At 44.1% G+C, this 22,638-nt stretch carries 24 protein-coding genes; 14 read left to right on the forward strand and 10 right to left on the reverse strand.

From position 1 onward, the window contains the following. Positions 1-34 precede the first annotated feature (34 nt). The 8 genes from G3352_RS21700 (at position 35) to G3352_RS21735 (ending at position 8,907) form a co-directional block, all read left to right on the forward strand. Positions 35-562, forward strand: a complete 528-nt coding sequence (locus G3352_RS21700; protein WP_163759743.1) for a GNAT family N-acetyltransferase — start codon at positions 35-37, stop codon at positions 560-562. A gap of 151 nt (positions 563-713) precedes the next feature. Beyond that, positions 714-1,802 (forward strand): acyltransferase, encoded by a 1,089-nt coding sequence (locus G3352_RS21705; protein ID WP_163759746.1) that lies wholly within the window; start codon positions 714-716, stop codon positions 1,800-1,802. Between the two features lie 179 nt (positions 1,803-1,981). Beyond that, positions 1,982-2,542: a DEAD/DEAH box helicase family protein gene (locus tag G3352_RS21710; protein WP_099858329.1), complete on the forward strand. Its 561-nt coding sequence runs from the start codon at positions 1,982-1,984 to the stop codon at positions 2,540-2,542. Positions 2,543-2,563: 21 nt separating this feature from the next. Beyond that, positions 2,564-2,869, forward strand: coding sequence for a hypothetical protein (locus G3352_RS21715; protein WP_163759749.1), 306 nt, complete (start codon positions 2,564-2,566; stop codon positions 2,867-2,869). Between the two features lie 739 nt (positions 2,870-3,608). Then, complete coding sequence (gene licT, locus G3352_RS21720) at positions 3,609-4,448, forward strand: BglG family transcription antiterminator LicT (protein WP_163759993.1); 840 nt, start codon at positions 3,609-3,611, stop codon at positions 4,446-4,448. Positions 4,449-4,814: 366 nt separating this feature from the next. Beyond that, positions 4,815-6,725 (forward strand): beta-glucoside-specific PTS transporter subunit IIABC, encoded by a 1,911-nt coding sequence (locus G3352_RS21725; RefSeq protein WP_076289048.1) that lies wholly within the window; start codon positions 4,815-4,817, stop codon positions 6,723-6,725. A 34-nt stretch (positions 6,726-6,759) separates the two neighbouring features. Further along, positions 6,760-8,202: a 6-phospho-beta-glucosidase gene (locus tag G3352_RS21730; RefSeq protein ID WP_163759752.1), complete on the forward strand. Its 1,443-nt coding sequence runs from the start codon at positions 6,760-6,762 to the stop codon at positions 8,200-8,202. A 306-nt stretch (positions 8,203-8,508) separates the two neighbouring features. Continuing rightward, a complete protein-coding gene (locus G3352_RS21735) occupies positions 8,509-8,907 on the forward strand; it encodes a RidA family protein (RefSeq protein WP_163759755.1) in 399 nt (132 codons plus the stop codon). A gap of 122 nt (positions 8,908-9,029) precedes the next feature. Here G3352_RS21735 and G3352_RS31480 read toward each other — a convergent pair whose 3' ends face one another. Further along, on the reverse strand, positions 9,030-9,338 hold the full coding sequence (locus G3352_RS31480; RefSeq protein ID WP_345940792.1) for a S8 family serine peptidase: 309 nt from the start codon (positions 9,336-9,338) through the stop codon (positions 9,030-9,032). Next, complete coding sequence (locus tag G3352_RS31485) at positions 9,329-10,189, reverse strand: S8 family serine peptidase (protein WP_275898453.1); 861 nt, start codon at positions 10,187-10,189, stop codon at positions 9,329-9,331. Before G3352_RS31485 ends, G3352_RS31480 begins: the two co-directional genes overlap by 10 nt. A 209-nt stretch (positions 10,190-10,398) precedes the next feature. On the opposite strand from G3352_RS31485, the gene G3352_RS21745 reads away from it, so the two are divergent. The 5 genes from G3352_RS21745 (at position 10,399) to G3352_RS21765 (ending at position 13,235) form a co-directional block, all read left to right on the forward strand. Further along, the gene (locus G3352_RS21745; RefSeq protein ID WP_205524998.1) at positions 10,399-10,935 is read left to right on the forward strand and encodes a GNAT family N-acetyltransferase; all 537 of its coding nucleotides are present in this window, start codon (positions 10,399-10,401) and stop codon (positions 10,933-10,935) included. Positions 10,936-11,026: 91 nt separating this feature from the next. Further along, complete coding sequence (locus G3352_RS21750) at positions 11,027-11,482, forward strand: SMI1/KNR4 family protein (RefSeq protein WP_163759757.1); 456 nt, start codon at positions 11,027-11,029, stop codon at positions 11,480-11,482. Positions 11,483-11,641: 159 nt separating this feature from the next. Further along, positions 11,642-12,502, forward strand: a complete 861-nt coding sequence (locus G3352_RS21755) for a Cof-type HAD-IIB family hydrolase (protein ID WP_163759760.1) — start codon at positions 11,642-11,644, stop codon at positions 12,500-12,502. 31 nt (positions 12,503-12,533) lie between these two features. After that, positions 12,534-12,794 carry a hypothetical protein gene (locus G3352_RS21760; protein WP_163759763.1) on the forward strand — a complete coding sequence of 87 codons (261 nt, stop codon included), beginning with the start codon at positions 12,534-12,536 and terminating at the stop codon, positions 12,792-12,794. A gap of 258 nt (positions 12,795-13,052) precedes the next feature. Further along, complete coding sequence (locus G3352_RS21765) at positions 13,053-13,235, forward strand: YjfB family protein (protein WP_113052174.1); 183 nt, start codon at positions 13,053-13,055, stop codon at positions 13,233-13,235. Positions 13,236-13,337: 102 nt separating this feature from the next. On the opposite strand, the gene G3352_RS21770 is transcribed toward G3352_RS21765, so the two are convergent. The 6 genes from G3352_RS21770 to G3352_RS21795 form a co-directional block, all read right to left on the reverse strand. Continuing rightward, complete coding sequence (locus G3352_RS21770; RefSeq protein ID WP_163759766.1) at positions 13,338-14,075, reverse strand: HAD family hydrolase; 738 nt, start codon at positions 14,073-14,075, stop codon at positions 13,338-13,340. A 71-nt stretch (positions 14,076-14,146) separates the two neighbouring features. Next, a complete protein-coding gene (locus G3352_RS21775; RefSeq protein WP_163759769.1) occupies positions 14,147-15,196 on the reverse strand; it encodes a zinc-dependent alcohol dehydrogenase in 1,050 nt (349 codons plus the stop codon). Positions 15,197-15,474: 278 nt separating this feature from the next. Beyond that, positions 15,475-16,713 (reverse strand): aspartate aminotransferase family protein, encoded by a 1,239-nt coding sequence (locus tag G3352_RS21780; protein WP_163759771.1) that lies wholly within the window; start codon positions 16,711-16,713, stop codon positions 15,475-15,477. A 90-nt stretch (positions 16,714-16,803) separates the two neighbouring features. Beyond that, positions 16,804-18,012 (reverse strand): MFS transporter, encoded by a 1,209-nt coding sequence (locus G3352_RS21785; protein WP_163759774.1) that lies wholly within the window; start codon positions 18,010-18,012, stop codon positions 16,804-16,806. Between the two features lie 264 nt (positions 18,013-18,276). Then, positions 18,277-18,909, reverse strand: a complete 633-nt coding sequence (locus G3352_RS21790; RefSeq protein WP_163759777.1) for a DUF1963 domain-containing protein — start codon at positions 18,907-18,909, stop codon at positions 18,277-18,279. Positions 18,910-18,981: 72 nt separating this feature from the next. Beyond that, complete coding sequence (locus tag G3352_RS21795) at positions 18,982-19,851, reverse strand: hypothetical protein (RefSeq protein WP_240343180.1); 870 nt, start codon at positions 19,849-19,851, stop codon at positions 18,982-18,984. Positions 19,852-20,066: 215 nt separating this feature from the next. On the opposite strand from G3352_RS21795, the gene G3352_RS21800 reads away from it, so the two are divergent. Continuing rightward, on the forward strand, positions 20,067-20,759 hold the full coding sequence (locus G3352_RS21800) for a pseudouridine synthase (RefSeq protein ID WP_163759783.1): 693 nt from the start codon (positions 20,067-20,069) through the stop codon (positions 20,757-20,759). 98 nt (positions 20,760-20,857) lie between these two features. Here G3352_RS21800 and G3352_RS21805 read toward each other — a convergent pair whose 3' ends face one another. After that, a complete protein-coding gene (locus G3352_RS21805; protein ID WP_163759786.1) occupies positions 20,858-21,781 on the reverse strand; it encodes a DMT family transporter in 924 nt (307 codons plus the stop codon). Continuing rightward, positions 21,778-22,629: an AraC family ligand binding domain-containing protein gene (locus tag G3352_RS21810; protein ID WP_163759789.1), complete on the reverse strand. Its 852-nt coding sequence runs from the start codon at positions 22,627-22,629 to the stop codon at positions 21,778-21,780. The genes G3352_RS21805 and G3352_RS21810 overlap by 4 nt, the downstream gene beginning before the upstream one ends. Between the last annotated feature and the right edge of the window lie 9 nt (positions 22,630-22,638).

Here is a 22,638-nt window from a genome sequence, read left to right on the forward strand (position 1 = left end):
CAATATCAATATGAGTGAGGAGGACGTACGTAAAATGAGCAAAGAAAAAGTTAGATTGGTTAAACCTTCAGCGCAATATAAAGAAACGTATGTAGCATTTTATGAAGACTGGGTTGCAAGCGGAGAATCAATGGTGCCGTGGGTCATTTCGAAAGAACCCTATCCTTTTGAAGAGATGTTAGTTTTTTTGGAACGTAGTGAACAAGGCATTGATATCCCGAAAGGCTGGGTTAGGGACAGTACATACTGGCTTGTGACGGAGAGTGATCGAGTTGTTGGAGCCGTAAACATACGACATGAATTGAATGAGAAGCTGTTCCATAGCGGAGGGCATATTGGTTATGGAGTTCGTCCAGGTGAGCGTCAGAATGGATACGGTGCGGAGATCCTCAAGCTTTCCTTGGAAATTACCAAAAATCTCGGAATTACCAAAGTATTAGTCGTATGTGATGCGCATAATGAGGCATCCAGAAGAGTTATTCTTCGTAACGGGGGTATCCAGGATCAAGACTATGTAGAGCCTGACGGGAATATCGTTGAGCGCTTCTGGATAGGTAAATAGCTAATGTCGAATAATGCTGAATGTTGTTGTAATTTAACAAAAATAATATAGATCATGATTGTATTACATACGTCTGCTGATTAAAATAAAGGTTAGAATCTGGATTGCGGCCGGAAACTATCATCCTATCAGGCATAAGTGAGGTTTTATTATGAATCAACCGGTTAATCGGCCCCGGCGTATTGAGTATCTGGATCTCTATCGTGCATTTGCAATTATGGCAGTGGTCGCCATTCATGCGACTTCAACAGCTGTTGCACATTATCCCAAGCACACGTTGGATCATAACTTTTATTATTTTTGGAACAGCTTTCTGCAATTCGCCGTACCTGCATTTCTGTTCCTGTCCTCATTGGTATTGTTCTACAATTACAGCTCCAAGATGAAGGAAAAGGGCTGGATGCCCGCTTTTTATAAAAAGCGATTATTTTATGTTTTTGTGCCTTATCTGGCCTGGTCACTCATTTATTTTGTTGTCAAACAATGGCTAGCAGGCAAAGAGCCTTTGGCACATGTGAAGCAGTTCTCGGAGCAATTGTTAACCGGTACTGCACACACGCATTTATATTTTTTTCTGATTATTTTGCAATTTTATGTGGTTTTTCCACTGCTTCTTTCGTTAACACGTTATCGTGTATTTAATCGATATTTACCGCTGTTCTTTGTTGCGGCGCAGGCTGTTTTTTACGCGTTGCATCTGCAGTTTCATTTTTCACGGATGGGGAGTTTACTGCCAAGTTACCTAATTGTTATTGGATTCGGTGCATGGATTGGGTTGAACTTCGATGCGGCTTTGAAGAAATTGTTCTCGTACCGTTATGTGCTGATAGCTGCATTGTTAAGCGGAGGAGCAGTCTTTATTTATGGCAATACTTATGTGAAAACGACTTTCGCAGCAACTCCGGCGCTAACCTATACGCTGCTATTTCTATTCCGTAATCTGTTTACCCTCTCGGCATGCTTACTCTTATTGATCGTATGTGAACGAATGGGTGCATGGAAACAGAATGGATCTAATCGGACAACTCGTATTCTGAACTCTTTGGGTACGGTGGCATTTGGCGTATTCTTAATACATCCATTAGTGCTGTTGTTCTGGAGAAGAGAACTCACCGTGGAACTCGCTCCACACTTCAGCCTTGGCATTATGCTGTCTTATGTGGTGGCGATTTTGCTCTCATGGATGATTGCCTTGGGACTTCGTCGAATGAAGTGGGGATGGGTTCTGATCGGACGTTGACGTTGGGCAGACTATGAAACAATGGATATAAAGTAAAACCGAAGAAGAGATTTCAAGCCCTGAACATTCAGCGGATGGCTTGAAATCTCTTTTTTATTTGTCCAATAGGCGTTATTATGGACTAATGTCCAGAAAATTCAAGTAATGGTATACATATCGCTGATGTCAGGAGTGGTGAGATGAAGTTCATCATTATTTTTGGTCCACAAGCTGTGGGGAAAATGACGGTGGGTCAGGAATTGGAGAAGATCACCGATCTGAAATTGTTTCACAATCATATGACGATTGAACTGGTGTCACCTTACTTCAGTTATGGTACACCTCAAGGAAAGAGACTTGTTAATCTGTTCCGTCAGGAGATTTTTGAAGAAGTGGCGAAGAGCGAGCTGCCCGGTTTGATTTTTACATTTGTGTGGGCATTCGATATGAAAGAGGATTGGGAGTACATTCGCAAAGTCAGTGCGTTGTTTGAGTCCAGAGGTGCAGAGGTATGTTATGTTGAACTGGAGGCTGATCCGGCGGAACGATTGGAGCGTAACAAGAGTCCACATCGGCTGCTGCACAAAGCAACGAAGCGTAATGTCGAATGGTCAGAGCAGGATCTGCTTTCGAGTATGGAGAAATATCGATTGAACTCCGAGCCTGGAGAAATTACGCATGAGCATTATATTCGGATTAATAACACTGACAAGAGCCCGAAAGACGTGGCACAGCTAATCCAAGAACGATTCAAACTGTAATTGAAAGTGGAGGGGAAAAGCATGTATATCATTTTGGCTTTAATAGTAGGATTTGTTCTGTGTCTTCTGATGCCATATGGTACGATTCTGGCAGGCGCGATTATATTTGCACTTGTTGCAGACAATTATCGTCAGACTATGAGTATGCGCGAGGATATTCGATCCATCAAGCATCATCTAGGATTGATGCACAAGGGCGAAGCGGAAGAGTACCAGATCGATAAACAGTTAACGGATATCGAACACTTGAATTCGGACCAGTTGAAGATCATTAATCGAAGAATCGAAGCAGAACTGGAGAAGGAAAGCAAAAAGAATAAATCATGATCAAATGACTAATGAAAAATGAAGAAATAGGGTGCCAATAGATTCGAGATTTTACATCTTATAAGGATCGGCAAGGTACGCCGTTGATTGATGAGAGTGTTGAGATGATATACGTCTGCAAAAAAGTGAGAAAAGCGTGAAGAAATAAAAATAATTAATTTTTTTGTATGCAATTTTTCATCATTCGGACACATTAAGTCCTTCTCTACGGAGGGCTTTTTTGTTTATTTATGATCCGAATTCTACAGGATTTTAAGAAGAATATAAGCGAAAATATAGTAAATAAGTGCAAATACTTTTTGTCTGCAATGACATGGATGCGCTCAAGAACGTAATTATAAATTTTAGTTTATTAATAGTCGAAGTAGAAGGCGAGTAGTAGGCTTTCTGATACCGATCGGATACATACAGGTATTGAAATTCTGGATTTGGAGCTCTGGCTGCAAGTATAATTCCATGGATAAGTCGTCATGCTAAGGAAATGCTTATAATGGGAAAGTATATAGATACAGAATGATTACTCGCAAACAGAAAAAAATACAAAGCAGATAAACAGTATCATTTATGGATTCAGGAAGTGATTTGTTAGGGATAAAGCATCATCGATTTTTTTGTTGCACAATGTAGAAAAATGTAATACCATGAACGCACATATAGTTAACATTGAAGTGAAATGGGCAAGGCCAGTGACCTCATGGAAGGCACGGTTTGCCTTTTTCTGTATATTGGAGTGGATAAAGTGAAGATCGAGAAGGTGTTAAACAATAATGCTGTAGTTGCGATTAAAGACGAACGCGAAGTCATCGTTATTGGCCGGGGAATTGCTTTTCAGAAGCGAGCCGGCGATCAGGTGCCGGAGCAGCATATTGATAAGATATTTACTTTACAGAATGAAAATATTCAGGAAAATTTCAAGGCATTAATCGCAAGCATACCACTGGAATACATGAAAGTGTCTGAAGAGATTATTGCCTATGCCAAGCTGAAGCTTGGGAAAAAGCTAAACGAGAGCATCTATCTACACCTGACGGATCATATTCATTTTGCCATTGAGCGTTATCGTAACAATCTGCCTATCCGTAATGGACTGCTTTGGGAGACCAAGCAGCTTTACAAAGACGAATATGAGGTAGGGCTGGAAGCGTTAAATATGATTTGTGATCAGTTTGGTGTACTTTTGCCTGAAGATGAGGCGGGGTTCATGGCACTTCATTTTGTAAATGCAGCACTTAACGAAGAGATGCCTAACATCCGAAGCATGACTCAGGTCATGCAGGAGATTTTGACGATCATCAAATATCATTTCAAAATGGACTTTGACGAGAACTCATTGAATTATTATCGATTTGTGACTCATCTGAAGTTTTTCGCCCAACGACTGGTGAAAGGCAAGCATTATAAGAGCAACAATGACGATGAGTTATTTGAGATGATTCAGAAAAAGTACCCTGAAGCGCACAAGTGCTCGGAGAAGATTAGAAAATTCATTGAAAATAACTACACGTATCAACTGACTAACGAAGAAATGATGTATTTAACCATTCATATTGAGCGCGTAGTGCATGCCACTTCAGAGTAACGATATTACAAAATAAAGATTCTTAAAAAAACGCTTGCAAAAGGTTAGAAGTTATTATATTATGAATCCATAAAGTAAGCGCATACATCAATCGGATTGTAACTGTTCAATCAGGCAATTCCGAGACTTCTGACCAATCTGGGTCCGTAAAGATGGGTTGCAACTTACTTTAAGATGAAGTTGTTAATGCTACAACTGAATATCGCTGTGTACAGCCTTACAGGGTTGCAACCGTTAAGGGCAAAACCTGAATTGCTGAATATCACGACTTGTTTCCGGATTTTCCGGTGCGTTGTGTATGTTCAGTAGTTCAGGTTTTCTTTGTTTCACAAGCATCGGGAGTCTACTTAGAGAGGGAGAACTACTATGAACTACGATCAACTGGCCAAAGACATCTTGTCTGGTGTAGGCGGAGCTAAAAACGTAAACAGTGTATTCCATTGCGTAACGAGATTACGCTTTAAACTCAAAGATGAAAGCGTTGCTAAAACGGAAGAACTTAAAAATCTGCCAGGTGTCATTACCGTCATGCAGAGTGGTGGACAGTATCAGGTTGTAATCGGCAATGAAGTGCCGGATGTATATAAAGCTGTTGTAAAGGCAGGTAATCTGCCTGCTGAGGGCCAGGTTCCTGAAGATCAGGATAGTTCTGGTAACAAGGGGAGTTTGTTCGGTCGTTTTATCGATATGATCTCTGGTGTCTTCACCCCGCTGCTTGGGTTACTGGCTGCAACAGGGATGATCAAAGGTTTTACAGCCATGTTTTTATCCTTCGGATGGATAGCGGACACATCAGGTACGTACCATCTGCTGAATGCAACAGGCGATTGTCTGTTCTACTTCTTCCCGGTATTCCTTGGTTATACGGCCATCAAAAAATTTGGCGGTTCACCGTTCCTCGGAATGGCGATTGGCGCTACGCTCGTATATCCTACGCTGTCCGGTTTGACTGCGGGTGATCCACTCTATACGTTGTTCGCAGGTACATTATTTGAATCACCAATTCACATTACTTTCTTGGGGATTCCTGTAATCCTGATGAATTATTCATCATCGGTTATTCCGATCATTATCGCTACATTCTTTGCAGTGAAAATAGAGAAATTCTTCAAAAATGTTATTCCTAAAGTGGTTAGTACGTTCCTGGTTCCATTCTTCACACTGCTGGTTATCGTTCCTGCAACGTTCCTTGTAATTGGCCCAATATCCACATGGGCAGGTCAATTGATCGGCGCAGGAGCAACAGGCATCTATGAATTAAGCCCACTCGTTACAGGTTTGGTCATCGGCGGTTTGTGGCAAGTGTTTGTATTGTTTGGTCTTCACTGGGGACTGGTACCAGTCATGCTTCTTAACTTGAGTACGTCAGGAGCTGACCCAGTGGTTGCGATGTCTTTCGCTGCTTCCTTTGCCCAAATTGGTGCGGTACTTGCTGTTATGTTAAAAACTAAGAATGCCAAATTGAAATCATTGAGTATTCCAGCCTTCATCTCGGGGATCTTTGGTGTAACAGAGCCAGCCATCTATGGTGTGACACTTCCGCTGAAAAAACCATTTATCATGAGCTGTATCGCAGGTGGTATTGGAGGCGGAATTCTAGGGTTATTCGGATCGAAAATGTACATGTTTGGCGGACTCGGCGTATTCGGCTATCCGACCTTCATCAACTCAAAAACAGGCGTTGATTCCGGATTCTACATGGCTCTTGTAGCTACAGCGGTTGCGTTCATCCTTGGTTTTGTTCTTACGTATGTTGTTGGTTTCAAGGACAAGGCAGATGCAGTTCCAGCGCCAACACCTGTACTTGATCCAAACCCGAACAACAGATATGAAATTTTCAGCCCAATGGCTGGTGAAGTGGTTGAACTGAAAGAGATCAATGATGTTACCTTTGCAGGAGAGCATATGGGTAAAGGGATTGCGATTCGTCCAACCAGTGGCAGAGTCGTATCTCCAATCACGGGTGTCGTACAAACGGTATATCGCACCAAACACGCCATTGGACTTGTCACTGATGATGGTGTTGAGATGCTGATTCATATCGGACAGGATACGGTGCAATTGAAAGGTCAACATTTCACAGCTCATGTAAAAGATGGCGACCGCGTTAATGTGGGCGATCTGATCATGGAATTTGATCTGCAAGCGATTAAGGATGCCGGATATGAGACGGTTACACCGATTATTATTACGAACACGTCCAATTATCTGGATGTAGTAGGCACGAAGGATGCATCTGTGAAAGAGAAAGACAAATTGCTCACAGTGCTCGGTTAAGTGAACGTTCATTATGAATAGGAGGTAGACGTGAATGTATGAAAAATTAACAGCCTTCCCGGAGAATTTTCTCTGGGGAGGAGCGACGGCAGCGAACCAGCTTGAGGGAGCCTATCTTGAAGGTGGCAAAGGGTTAACTACAGTTGACCTGATTCCCACGGGGGCTAATCGCTTCCCTATTGCTTTGGGAAATCTCGATTCATATGAGCCCAAAGATGGAGAGTTTTATCCTTCGCATGAAGCGATTGATTTTTATCATCGATACAAAGAAGATATCGCACTATTTGCGGAAATGGGATTCAAGTGCTTCAGGCTCTCTGTAGCCTGGGCTCGGATTTTCCCTAATGGCGATGACGCTGAGCCGAACGAGGCGGGATTGCAGTTTTACGATGATGTCTTCGACGAATTGTTGAAATATAATATTGAACCTGTGGTCACAATCTGTCACTTTGATGTCCCTGTACATCTGGTCGAAACGTATGGCGGGTGGAAGAACCGTAAGATGATTGGGTTCTTTGAGACTTATGCAAAGACATTGTTCGATCGTTACAAGGACAAGGTCAAATACTGGATGACGTTTAATGAAATCAATATGCTGCTGCATCTTCCGTACATTGGTGCGGGTATTGTTCTTCAGGAAGGTGAGAATAAAGAGCAGGTTCTCTATCAGGCAGCGCATCATGAATTGGTTGCGAGTGCTCTAGCTGTGAAAGCCTGTCACGAGATCATTCCAGGTGCACAGATTGGTTGCATGCTGGCAGCAGGCATGGTTTATCCGTACACTTCCAATCCAGACGATGTATGGAAAGCCATGGAGCAGGATCGAGAGTCGTTCTTCTTTATCGATGTTCAATCCAAAGGAGCGTATCCTGGGTATACGAAGCGTTTCTTCAGAGAACACGAAATCGTGATTAATATGCAGCCGGAAGATGCAGATATTCTCATGCAGAATACAGTTGACTATATTGGATTCAGTTATTACGCCAGCCGCTGTACAAGTACCGATCCGGAAATTTTGAAGGATTCGACCGAGGGCAATGTGTTTGGTTCAGTGAAGAATCCGTATCTTCAAGCTTCCGAATGGGGCTGGACGATTGATCCGAAGGGTCTTCGAATTACCTGTAACCAGCTGTATGACCGCTATGGCAAACCATTGTTTATTGTGGAAAATGGACTTGGTGCAACGGATGTATTGCTGGACAATGACACCGTTGAAGACGATTACCGCATTGATTATCTGAATCGTCATTTTGCCGAGATGGCTGAAGCCATTCAGGACGGGGTTGAGCTTCTGGGTTACACGAGCTGGGGACCGATTGATCTGGTCAGCGCGGGTACCGGGGAGATGAAGAAGCGGTACGGTTACATTTATGTAGACCGGAGTAATGATGGAAGCGGCACACTTCGCAGAGTGAAAAAGAAAAGTTTCCATTGGTACAGAGAGGTTATTGCCAATAATGGAGCACAATATTTTTAACTCCAGGTGCTTTCGAATATACAAAGAGCAGTCTCGTTTACACGGGATTGCTCTTTGCTTATGGAGGATGAATTTGACTCATGATTTGTTTCATATATATAATGAAGAGATCAAGAGAATCTTGTCACTTAAGAAGGGAGGAGCATCCAATCATGAAGAAAAAATCACTTGCGTTTATATCTCCGGGATATGGATACTCCACTGCTGTCTTTTTCTAGAATCTATTCCAAGGGAGAAGTGTGCCCAAATTAGGAAGAAAACTAGGGAATATCGCAGAAAAATCTTAAGAATGACGAGGTAATCAACATGAAAACCGACAAAATTACTAGAAAAAATCCAGCTAATATGCCAGCTCCTGTAGGACAGTACACACATATTACAAGAGTTCCAAGGAATGCAGAGTTGTTCGTGACGTCGGGTCAAATTGGAGCAGATCGTAGCGGACACTTTCCTGATAGTCTGAATGAGCAAGTCACGAATACATTTAATAATATTAAAACAGTACTCGAATCCGAGCATTTAGATGCTGAACATATTATCAAAGTCAACGTATGGGCGACGGAGAAGATCGATTGGGATTTCTTATACGCTGAGTGGGGACAATTATTCAGTCATGATTATCCTGCGATGACAATTGGATATATTACGGAGTTGGGTTTACCCGAAATTAAAATTGAAATCGAAATTTGGGCAGCTAAAGTGTAGAACCAAATAAACTTATTTAAACCATGGAGCTTCGATAGAAGCCCCATGGTTTTTTTGATTTCTTTATTCGTGAAAAATGGAAGTGGCGATGATCCATGCCATTATGAGTGAATGTAATTGTGTTATGGCACTTGCAGACTCTGATAGGCATTCAGTCTCCCATACGTCCAGTACACACCAGAGCCGGATACGGGATCGGATGCGAAGCAAAGGGCATCACGAATCTGCGCATTAGTTTTCCCACGTGCAGCGAGTAATGCAGCCACTCCCGCTACATGGGGAGCCGCCATGGACGTTCCGCTTAGATAGGCATAGGAGCCACCCAGGTATGTGGACAGAATAGTATCACCTGGTGCAGCCATATCAACCCACGATCCATAGTTTGAGAAATTGGATTTGAGGTCGGAAGGATTGGTTGAAGCTACCGCAATGACGTTCGGATAAGATGCAGGTACATCGGATACGAAGTATTATCATTACCTGCTGCGGCGATGATGACAGCACCCCGATCCCATGCATACTGCACAGCAGCCTGAAGAAAAGCTTCTCCCGTTGGCCCACCAAGACTCAGGTTAACGACTTGAATACCGTTGTTGGCTGCGTAAACAAGTCCGTTTCCGACGTTCCCCGTTGTACCTTGTCCATTGTTATCCAATACACGTAGTGGGACAATCGAAGCGAGCGGTGCCACACCAGCAATGCCAACTCCATTATTGGTTATAGAAGCTGCAATTCCAGCTACATGGGTGCCGTGCCCATTACCATCTTCGGGAATATTATCATAATCAACGTAATCGTATCCGGGAAGGATCTTGCCAGCAAGCTCAGGGTGGTTTAACTGCACGCCAGTGTCAATGATCGCGATTTTGACCGAGCTGTTACTCTGGGAAATATCCCAGGCAGCAGGAGCATTGATTTTTGGCAGGTTGTATTGGTAAGGAAAAAACGGGTCATTTGGCATAAACGATGCCTGAAGGTAGTAGTTCGGTTCAACATGCTCGATGAGCACATGGTCCTTGTAGTGCTTTAACATACGTTGCATTTTCTTTCTTGATTCAATGCGATACCAGCCCAGATCTTCATACGTTTCGGCAACGTTGCATTTTGCTTTATTATGCAGAGTGTACATCTCGTCGGCTGTCGTACCTTCCTTGAACTTGATTAACAGCTGCTTGGGTGCGTGGGGATGAAACTTTTTGGTTGCAAGTTTATCTTCCACATAACGATAGACGAACCCAATTGCCAGCAGTGCTGCAGCAGAGATTCCAAGCGATAACCACATATGTTCTTCCCCCTCGAAGTTGATTGATGACACGCCTTATCGTATGCGATCCCTATCAAATCGCGCGGGCTTTCTTCTATTTTGGTTAGTCGTTTAGATAGATTGATAGGAAGGGATGAATTCGGTAGAATTGTAAGCAACGAACGAACTTGTAATTCAAACGGGTTCGTATACAGAGCTGAAAGCGGGCTCGAATCTAAGGATAAGGAATGTGGATTTTTGTGACACAGCTTCAGGCCGTACCGAGAGTGATAGCTATTCAAGAGCACCAAATCAATGATGCAATTGATTTTGCCATGCGTGTCCGCAAAGAAGTATTTCCAATGCTGGATCATGAGGAGTTACCTGTAGATCTGGAGCAATTCAAAGAACATTATCTGGATTCAGCCGATGCTGTATTTCTGGTTGCTGTCACCGAAGATGAAGAGATTGTGGGTTCCATTGGCATCCTGCCTTATGATGGGCGTATCGAAGTTGTGAATGGACGATATCCTGAGCAGTCTGCCGCCGAAATTGTGAAATGTTATGTGGATCCTAAATATCGCAGATACGGTATCGGTTCACTCCTCGTAAGAGAACTGGAGAAAGTGGTGGCAGAGCTGCACTACACAACGTTGTATTTGCATACACATCGCTTTTTGCCTGGAGCCGTGGATTTTTGGAAACGTCAGGGATATTCAATGATTGCCGAGCAGCAAGATGACTGGCAGACCGTGCATATGGATAAATTCGTGAAAAATAAGTGATTTGTATCAATGGCCCGCTACTGGGGTCGGCAAGAAACAAGTAGATAAGGATCTTAAAAATTTTCGTGGAAGAAAGCGAGGGTTTATATTCATGTATACAAGTCTGATCGAGAAACTGGAGCATACCGATGCTGTACGCTGGTTCCCGTATCATCAAGTTCAGGAGAGCTGGATTACTGAAGTGGAACAGGAGCTGGGCTTTACATTACCGCCGTCTTATCGTTGGTGGCTTCTGAATTATGGTGAAGCGCTGTTGAGCGGAACAGCAATTCTGACCATTACAGATCCAGAACACCGAGAGTATACGGATACGGATATTCTGTATATATACCGACTTGCCGATGATGACGCGAAGAAAGAAGGGAAGCTGGAACTGTTTGTACCGGACGCAGATGAATATTACTATTTTGATACGCGGACGGCTGATGACCTTGGGGAGTATAAGGTGATGCGGTTGGATTACTTTAATGGGGAACCTGAAGTGTATGCAGACTCCTTTGCTGGCTTTCTGGAAAAATTGATTGATCAGCGAACACCTCGTAATTAATAATTTTGAATGCTGATTTGTGAGATGGTGAGAATGTCTATAATGGAGATGTTTTTTGATTCAGCCTCACAATTAGACTGGGGAATTATAGTGAAATAGGTATCTGGAATAGAATGAATACTTTAACGCAGGCAAGATACATGATGGGGGCAAACGCAGATGAGCACAACGCATCGAAAGATTGTTTTTATAGATATCGATGGCACACTGGTAGATGATGACGGCAACATTCCGGTGTCTGCACAACAGGCGTGTAAACAGGCAAGTGAAAATGGACATCTGCTCTATTTATGTACAGGGCGATCGAAGGCGGAAATCTACGCTTCTATATGGGAAGTAGGATTTGACGGTCTGATCGGTGCCGGTGGTGGCTATGTTGAGTTCGGTCAGGATGTGCTGTATCACAAAAGGGTAACGGCAGAAGATGTACGGCATATGGTCGATTTTTTCAATGAACACCAGATTGACTTCTACCTCGAATCCAATTCGGCGTTGTACGCCAGCTCCAATCTTCAATCTCATCTGGAACGTCGCATCTATGGTGATGTAGAGAATGATCCCGATGCCAGAGCGGAAAAAGAACAAAAGCCACATCCGTTTATTGCTGGTTTGACGTATGGTGAAGCCGATTTATACAAGGATGATGTAAACAAGGTTTGTTTTCTGGAAAGCTCCACGATTCCGTTCGATCGAATCAAGCAGGAGTTTGAAGGCAAATTCGAAGTCATTCAGTGCACGGTACCTATCTTTGGTGAAGGAAGCGGTGAACTGATGATCCCGGGCATTCATAAAGCCATTGCTATTGCAGATTTATTGGAGCATCTGGGTATGTCACGTGAAGATACACTTGCCATTGGGGACGGCATGAATGATGCGGAGATGCTGGAGTATTGTGCTGTAGGGATTGCGATGGGTAATGCCAAGCCGGGTCTCAAAGCCATTGCAGATGATATAACTGGAACTATTGAAGAAGATGGCTTGTACCACAGTTTTGTGAAATATGGATTGATTGAGTCCTAATCAGCCTTAAACGAGTGAAGAGGTGAAACCAATGTCGGAAGGAATAAAAGTTGAGCTGGAAATTAGTGCATTCGGTCAGGAAACAGTACCATCGTACGATGATTCTTTTCGTAAACATGAGATCGCAAGAACTCGTATTTTACCTAAAGAAACAACATTAGCGCAACTGGAAGAGATGGTAAAGGAATTGATGGCAGAGATCAAAGAGGATTTTCAGCAACCGGAACAGTTATTAGCCAGTGTCACCCTGAGAGCCAAGGAAACAGATGGGGTATTGAAATATTTGGGTTAGGAACTCTTTTTCATAGAAATGTTCTAGACTCCGGACAAAGCCCAGTAGACAAATCCACCAAATAACCCGATGCAAAGTCCAGCGATGACTGAAAAAAGAATAACAAATTTTCTCCCGTTCATAAGCAACCCTCCCTCATGATTTTAACATATACGTGTTAAGCTTTTGAACATGAAGGAGAGAATTACATATTTCCTCCCATCTGACCGATATAAAATAGGTATGCCTATTGACCAGAAAACGAAAGGGGTGCAGAACATGGATATTGCAGCATTATCAATGGCAATGAGTCAAGTCTCAGTGTCACAGTCGGCGAGTTTGCAAGTCATGTCCATGTCGAAAGACATGGCAGAGCAGCAAGGTCAACAACTAACAGAAATGTTAAAGTCGGTTCCGGCTCCTCATCCTAATCTGGGTGGAAGTCTGGATATTTCGGTCTAGACGATATTCGAGTTTGCGTTATCGTGTTAAATTTGCAGCAAGCAAAACCCAAATGGCTCCAATTCCAAGGAATTGAAGCCATTTGGGTTGTTTATTTTCGTCTTAGTTTATTTCTGACAAGCTTGGCGATCGGCCTTCCAACGGAAGTGTATCTTTCAGCGTCCATAACTCATCGTAACTGGAAATCTGAAAATCGGCTTTGGATAAGTCCTGGTCACCTGATCCCGGATTGCGGTATCCGATGCAGCGCATACCTGCACTTTTGGCGGCCTGAACACCATTGCGCGAATCCTCAATGACAAGACAGTTCGATGGGGATGCTCCAATCATCTCGGCTGTAGTCAGGAAAATATCCGGAGCGGGTTTGCCGTTCGTGACTTCCTCACCTGTCATTCGGACCTCAAAGTATTTTCCAAGTCCGGTCTTGTCCATGATTAGATCAATCAGTGCACGTGGAGATGAAGAAGCAACGGCTATCGGAATGTGCTGCTCATGCAGCCAGCTTAACCAGCGTTCTACGTAAGGCATGGCTGTCAGCTTCGGGTGAGCCAGCATCGTCTGCATCACATTATGTTGATGGTAGGCGAGGGCTTCTTCCACGGTAGCCGTCAACTGGTGCTTCTCCAATACTTGCCGCCACATCGATTCCAACGTGACTCCAACATAGGTGTGATGTTCTTCCTCCGTCATTTTTGCGCCAAAATGGGCAAAAGAGCTGCGTTCAATCTCGAAATAAATCGGTTCGCTGTCAATCAGTACGCCATCCATGTCAAAAATGACCGCCTGAATGCTGTCATCCTTCGACTCTCCCAGCCCGTCAAACTCCTTGTTTGCTACCATGTTGTATTCCTCCTCCAGGATTCTGTAAGCAATTATCTCTAATTTATCTCAATCATGATTAACTTGCTACATTAGATACTGGAACCGCTGGATTGCAGCACCACTTTGATGGCATGTGAAGAAGCTTGAAGTGTACGCCCCTGAATATCGCAGCCAAGCGTGCGGAATGCCTCTTCGTAATCCTCCAACGGGAACGAGTGGGTAATAATTTTTTTCGCCGGAATAATCTGTTGCTCAATCATGTAATGTGCTGTTGCGAATGTTCCCAGGGAGTCGATGGAGCCAATGATTTTCAGACTGCGGTCCACAACTTCCTTGGGATTGAACGATGTGTTACCATCTCTCAGACCGACCAGCATGAGATAACCGCCGCTGGCGAGTTGCGAAAGCACTTGTGTACCCACGACACCTGTCGTATCCACAATCATATCAACCTGATTGGTTGTGGGTGCCAGTGATTCTATTGCATTTTCAAAGGATGAATGAACATCCCAACGGTCCGGTGCAATCGAACCTGCAATAGCCAGGCGTTCTTCCGAGATATCGACGAGACAGCCAGTGACTCCTTTGGAAGCGAGGGCATAGCTGTAAAGAATGCCAATCGGGCCTGCACCGAGGATAATTGTTCTAAAATTCGGCAGCAGATGGATCTGATTAATGCCTGTAAGCATGCAGCTTAGCGGTTCAGTCAAGGTCGCTTCTTCATAGCTCACATGGTCCTTCAATTTATACAAAAAGCGGTCCTCAGTTACATAATAATCCGTAAATGTACCATCAGCACTCACACCGGTCTCTGTAACCGACTTATGTGTACAGTGATTTTGTCTGCCTGTTCTGCACATGTCGCATTGCCCGCAATAATAGGTAGGATCGATGACAACTCGGTCGCCCGGTTGCAGTGTTGTTACAGCCGAGCCCACAGCAATGACTTCCCCGGCAGACTCGTGACCAAGTATGACGGAAGGAACCGCATGATATTTACCGCTGACAATACCGAGGTCGGTACCGCATACACCCGTTGCCCGGATTCGAACCAACACCTGATTATCTCTCGTGATTTCTGGAACAGGCCGTTCCTCAAGCGCTACATCCCAAGCCGATTTGTATACCAATGCTAACATGTGAAAACCTCCTTATAATAATATGAAATGTAACTATAGCGATTTTATTTTAAAAACAGTTTCTGACAAGATACGAAAGTAGTGAAGGGGACGAAATCGATTCTGGAGAAGCGGAGCGTTCGCCTCAAAGCTTTCTGGAAGAAAGCTGCTTCGGAAGCATATGCTATCAACGGATTTTTCCCTTGGAAAAGGGGAATCGAAAAGATCCGGGGATAACAGCGATCGGAAGAACGATTCGTAACCGGAACGACTACTTCGAGCAATTGGTTTGAGATGTTTTAATGAACGCTGGCAAGCACGGAATCGAGTCGCTCTACAATTTCAACCAACTCATCTTCTGTTGTGGTAAGCGATGGTCTGACCTTAACTACGTTCCCGAAGCCGTAACGTGATCCTCTTAAAATCAGATGCTCATCCGTGAAGGCACGATCGATAATAGCGTTGGTTTTATCCGTATCCGGTTCATTATTGTCACCCACCATTTCCAATCCCCACATCAGCCCGACTCCGCGAGCTTCACCGATGCTTGGATATTTCATGGCCAAATCTTGCAGTAATCCGCCTAAAATTTCACCTTTGCGTTTCACGTCATCGAGGAATCCAGGTTCGGATACAACCTCCAGGGTAGATTTGGCAGCGGTTACGGAGATCAGATTGCTTCCAGAGGTGAAGGAATGTTCATGCTTTTCCAGTACATTCAATCGGGATTGCATCAATACCGCAGCAACAGGTACACCGATTCCGCCGAGACCTTTGGCAAGGGTAATCATGTCAGGTTGAATATCGAATAGTTCGCTGGCGAACATGTACCCGGTGCGTCCGATTCCCGTCTGTACTTCGTCGGCAATGAGAATGATATTGTACTCATCACACAGTTTACGCAGGCGCTTGAAATAACCTGCAGGAGGAATGATATTGCCGCCATTGCCGAGAATCGGTTCAATAATCATGCAGGCGACTGAGCCGGAGCTTGCATATTCTATGGCATCAGAGATAGCTTCAACGCATTGATATCCGCAGTCTCCGCTTGAAGATTTGAATGGGCAACGATAGCAGTATGGTGCAGGCACATGAACGGAGTTGGGAACAGCCGAATTTGGAAACCGTTTCCGCCGGAAGGCATTTCCCGAAATCCCTGTTGCAAACTGGGTCTGACCATGATGGGATAGGTACAGGCTGATAATGTCTGTGGATTGCGTGTATTTCTGTGCAATTTTGGTGGCACATTCATTGGCGGTTGAGCCCGTAATATCTCGCATCCAACCCGCATTAATATCGTTTGGAGCATATTCAATCAGATGATCGAGCACTTCATCCACATACGGTTCTGTGAAGGAGGAAGACATATGCGTCAGATTGCCGACTTGTTCCTGAATTTTGCTCACGACATGCGGGTGATTGTAGCCCAGTGACAGATTGAATGTACCGGATACGCCATCCAGATATTCAACGCCTGCATCGTCAATCAACTTAATCCCTTGTCCGGTTCTGAAACGGTTTTTGGTTAAGGTTTGCATATGATTCCCTCCATAAATGTAATGTTCTAGCCTGAACGAAGATCAACAATTCCGGTTTACGCAGGCATCACCCCTCTCAAGAAGCAACGTTTAAATCTCTTTACTTTGATGTGCGAGAGTTCCACTTACGGTGCTGTTCCTTACGTTCCAGAGATGAGAGAGCACGAGAGTTAGGAGTAGAATCAGACAAAATCCGGCCAAAATCCAGATCGTGTTTACTACAGGCCATGAACTCATGCTCCATCCGGTTACATACTGCAGGATGGCGCCACCGATACCGCCTGAGGCAATCAGGATGCTGGTTGTACGCTCAGTCATGCCGGGAATCAAAATGTTGGCATAGACCAGTGCGATACAGAACAGTCCTGACATGAACAATCCGGTTCCGAAGATTAGCAGGTATGTTGCCCATTGGCCTGTTACGAACACCATGGCAACGGCGAACAGAAGTGTACCTACCGTACTCCAGATCAGGAAAGGCATGTAGTTGACGGCTTCAGCAATTTTCCCGGAAAAAAGACGACCGATAATCATGGCAATCCATAGAATGGATACGCTGAGTGAAGCAACAGATTCCTGTAACTGCAATCGTTCGACCAGAATGGAAGGTAAGAAGTTCATTAGGCCTAACTCCAGACCCATGTAAACGAAGAAAAAGATGACGAAGATTGTGAGCAGCCCCAGATGTTTTCTCGAATACTGGGATCTGCCCGTTGCATGTCCAACGGTATTTTCACCAGCTTGTTTCAGATAAGAAGCGGCGGAGGTGGGCATGGTCACCCATAACAGCATGAGAATAAGGGATAACGCGGAAACGGTATAAAACGTAAGATGCCAAAGATCCAGCCAAATGTATAAGGCAGCGACTGCCGGAATGAGAAGTGCTCCAAGGGCAAAATACACATCAAGCTTGGACATTGCTACTGCTTTCTGATTTTCCGTAAATTCTATCGTAAAAGCACCAACGGAGGGTTCAATGATGCCAGACCCAAACCCGACAATAATGGTTAGAAGAAGAACAACTGTCCAGGATGGCAAGAAGCCGAGAAAGGCATACGCGGCCACAATACAGATCAGTGCGATGGTTAACATGGATTTTCTGCCGATGCGGGCAGTCATGGAAGGAGCGACGAGCACCCCGACAAGAAAACCGAGGAACTGCAAAAACAACAAAAATCCGCCATCACTATAACCACGCTCATAATGTGTCAATAAGACGGGTAGAAGTGCACCAAGTACAACGCTGGTTATGCCGATTAATAGATAAAATCCGCAGCTTAAAGCGAAAATTCTTCTCATGTGTTGCCCTCCCTAAGATGGATATAAATTTTATATTATGTAAATAATGTTTCTTTCGTATATAACTTATACCATAATTATGCAATTGTACATGCTTTTTATTGTAAAATAATGTTAACTTTTGGCGAATGAATGATCTTTCTCACACAATGTTCAACCTAAAACGATTTCGTGTCGAACCAAAAAAAAGTTTCCTTGTCTATAATAGACAGGAAACTTTTTGATGATCAGATCCTTATGAATAAACTTAAGTTATCATCCCCACTAAGCAGTCTGCACAAAGAAAATTCCATCCAATGGTGCTTGAGCAGACGCAGGGCCATTTCGTAATAACAAATATCCATTAGCATCGGAAAGTCCCAGTATATCCTGATAGGGATCAGGGAAATCCCCGGAATAAATCTGACAAACGAATTGATAATCCTCTAACAAATGGCTAATTCCGTTCATACCGTTTGGTAGCATGGAAGAGAAAAATGAAAAGGCAGGGAAATCCTGTTTCTCTATCTCTATTTCCGTCAATACTACTCCGCATAAAGGAATGGATTGAATGGGACATACGGAAGTTAGTGGCTCTGAAGATACGGATACATATGTACATCCAGCGAGAATATTCTCCTTCCATTCCAGCTCATCCCCCGTATAGGTTACCTGATCCAAAAAGTAATCCGAAGCGGAGTAGGTGGAGAAGACCGAAATATACTTCCCAGGGGGCAACGAAGGGACATGCAGCTGTTGTAAAAGTGTATTGCAATCAATGGAGAACAGATGCAACAAGGGCTGACTCTCCTGATTAAGCGGCCAATCTGTAACATATGCGATTTCTCCGCCAATCCATATACCAGTATTTTGGTTCGGATGATCAGGGTCAATTGAAAGTTGGTTAACTTTGTACATGGTAAACTCCTCTTTGTATCTGGATTAAGCTGTTATACAAACAATAATTATTAAATATGACAGGCTGACCGTTCAGTCTTTGACTTGAATCGCTTGTCCAAACAGCTTGCGTGCTTTGTCCCAATCGACGCCAAGTTTACCTTGCCAGCCCGCCCAAGGCATCTCCATATCAGAGCGGCCTTTGGTATTGTTAAGCAGCAACTCCCCATTCAGGATATGCTCGTTGTTGGTCCAATGGTCTGTACTGAGGGAGAGAACCTGATTGGGCAGTACACCTACCCTGGACAGCGCTTGAAGAATACTTCGACGAATCCCGGCGTGTCCTTTGACCAATTTCTCCGCAGTGAGTCGTTTCTCAAATTTTCCCGGAGACTCTTCGTCGTCAGCCTGATCCAGCATATAAAGCAGTTGATTGAATATGGTGATATCCTCGGGAGTCGGTTTAATAGGTTCCTTCTCAAGTAAGTTGATGAATTCTGTCAGATCGGCGTATGCACCTACGCTTGACCCACTGTAATCATAACCCTGATGAAGGGCGTAACGGATATTGGATAGATTCTTCCAGCCCTCATCGCTATGACTGAAACCGCAAACTCGGCAAGCAAGGAACTGTTCGGTCTCCTCATAAGCATGCATCTGCGAGTGAATCATCATATGGTAGCTTGCGAGCGTAGATATGCCTCGTGGATAACTGCCCCCCACACCTGCAATAAATGCTTGGGTTATCGTCGACCAGGAAAGACGTTCATTCTGCTGGAAAGCAATTAGTTGTTGAAGGATATCATCATGGTGGATCAGCTCCAGATCATTAGCCACCCAGCCTTGTGCAGTCAGTAGCTCCTGTTCTGCTGCAGTTAGTGTATCCGTTTGATAGATCATTACTTCTCGTGCTCTGTCATAATCACCATTGGCGTGTAAATATAACTTTTTAAGCACTCTCATACACTTTTTGTCCATGGTTAACTCCTTTCCTCAGTTTAATTTGGATTTCCTAAGTACCTCCGTATAACAATTCATTTGCTTCGTTTCATTATAAGTGAGATGATGTGGGATGAAAATCAGTACAAGGTACTAACCTATTGAACGAAGCCGATGAACTGACAACATAAGCTCGCTAATGAACAAGTGGCAATATTACGGATGAGAAGTGGTGGAGCATGCGAATTAACAAATACATAAGTGAAACGGGATACTGCTCCCGCAGGGAAACGAACCGATTAATTGCAGCTGGGCGCATCACGATTAATGGTAAAGTGTGTGAAAAAGGTGCGGACGTGGAGCCCGTGGATATCGTGCTCATTGATGGCCAGGAGATTCCTTTCAATGATCGCGAGCCTGTTTACCTTGCTCTGAATAAACCCATCGGCATTGTCTGCACCGCAGCAGAGCAGGTGGAGGGAAACATCATTCAGTATGTGAATTATCCCTCGCGTATCTTTGCGATTGGCAGGCTGGATAAGGCGTCCGAGGGTTTGATTTTTCTAACGAACGACGGAGATATTGTGAACAAGATGATGCGTTCGGAGCATAACCACGACAAGGAATACGTAGTAACCGTAGACAAACCAGTGACAGACGAATTCGTACGGGAGATGTCGCAAGGTGTTGAGATTATGAATGTGGTGACGAAGCCGTGTGAGGTATATAAGCATAGTGAGAACGTATTTCATATCATTTTGACTCAGGGGCTTAATCTGCAAATTCGCAGAATGTGTAAAGCCCTGGGTTACAGAGTGCTCAAGCTGGAGCGCATCCGAATTATGAATGTTACGCTGGATGGACTGGAACGTGGACAATGGAGACATCTGGAGAAACAGGAGTTGGAGAAACTTCTATCCATGTTGAATTAGAGAAAGGCATCGAAGCAATGTCCTTGGCAAAATGAAGAGAGGCACTAATCCGTCAGGATTAATGCCTCTTTTTTGAGTTATGGTAGACGAAACATGCACTATTGAAGTTTCGGCAACGTACTATCGTAGTCTTTTCTTTGTACTTTTTTCTCTGAGATGAATGATCCGACCAACGCTAACAGAGCTCCGAGCAGCGTTATCCAGGTAATCCGCTCATGTAGAATCAGTGCAGAAGCGACGACAGTAATGACAGGCACCAAATAAATGTACACACTTGTTTTGACGGCTCCCAGAAGACTCACTGCCCGGTTCCAGGTTACAAAACATAAGGCAGAGGCACCCAGCCCGAGAAAGAGAAGGTTTGAGAGGTTGGCCATGTTGGCGAAGCGCCCAAGATCGAAATGGAATTCGAATAGGAACAAAGCCGGAAGCATGAATAATAGTCCATAAAAGAATACTTTGCGTGTAGCACCGATAGTGTGATAGGGAAGTTCACCTATTTTGCGCATGAGTACAGAGTAGACCGCCCATACAGCAGGTGCCACGAAAGCGAGCAGATCCCCCAGCGGATTCAGTTGCAGAATGAAACTGCCATTGAATCCAATCAGGATAATGCCAGTCAAGGCAATGGCGAAGCCCACGATAAACCGCTGGTGCAATCTCTCTCCGTCCAGAAAGAAATGTGCAAGGACTGCGGTAAAGAATGGGGCAATTGAAACAATAACACCTACATTGGAAGCGAAGGTATACACTAGTGCAATATTTTCAATGAGAAAATATAACGTAACCCCGCATAATCCAGCACCGATAAACAGCATTTCTTCTCGAAGTGAGGTAATTCTCATCAACCGCGGATAGATCAGGAAGAGCACCACATAGCCTATCACGAAACGGAAAAACAGAATCTCCACCGGGGTGAATTCGATCAACAGCACCTTGGTGGAGATAAACGTTGTTCCCCAGATCAGGATCGTAAGTAAGGCCAGCAGATGTCCAGTGGAGATTTTGTTCTGACTTGTCATGACTGATCATCCGCTATACGCTTTGAATCCACTTCATGGTTGAAGATGCGTCTATATTGCTTGGGCGTCAAGCCAATTAGCTTTTTGAAAAAATTCGTAAAGTGACTCTGGTCACTGAAACCGGTCTGCGCGGCGACCTCAATCGGAAGCTGGCCTTGTTCTAATAGCCGTTTGGCCTGATTGATGCGAATCGTTTCTAGGTAGCGGTAGGGAGATATCCCTTTTTGACGAGTAAATAAACGCAACAGATGGTATTTGCTCAGTCCTGTTAACTCGACCAATTGGTTCAGCGTAATGCTCTCCATATAATGAGTCTCTATGTACTCGCATATGCGTCTGATCTCGATGGTGACGTCCTGAGCGGAAACGGGCGGTTCGGCATCCGAATATTCTCTCATCAGCTGTTCCAACAGAAAGAGCAGCAGCTCTTCTTTGTGAAAGTCAGCTTGCTCTTCCAAAATCATCTGATGCAGCTCATGCAAAGAAGTAACATGTTCGCTCTGATAGAGTACAGAGGAAGTAAACCGTGGCAAGTAATCTTGTCCGGTAATTTCCTGTACATATTGGCGCATGACCTCAGGTTGAATGTTGATGCAGCGATAATCCAGGGTTCTGCCGTCCACCTGTTCGCAGGCATGGGGATCATGAGGATTAAAAATAATCATGTCTCCAGTGTTCAGGATATATTCTTCGTTATTACATACAAGATGTCGCTTGCCTTGCTCAATAAATCCAATGACGTAATAGTCATGAAAATGATTGGGGAATTTCTGCATAATGCCTTCGAATTGATAGGCTTCGAGTTGTAGATCGGTATCGAACACGACGGTTCGCACTTCACGAGTCACCTGCTGCAC

Source organism: Paenibacillus sp. ALJ109b, assembly GCF_010747435.1.
GTDB classification, from domain to species: Bacteria; Bacillota; Bacilli; order Paenibacillales; family Paenibacillaceae; genus Paenibacillus; species Paenibacillus taichungensis.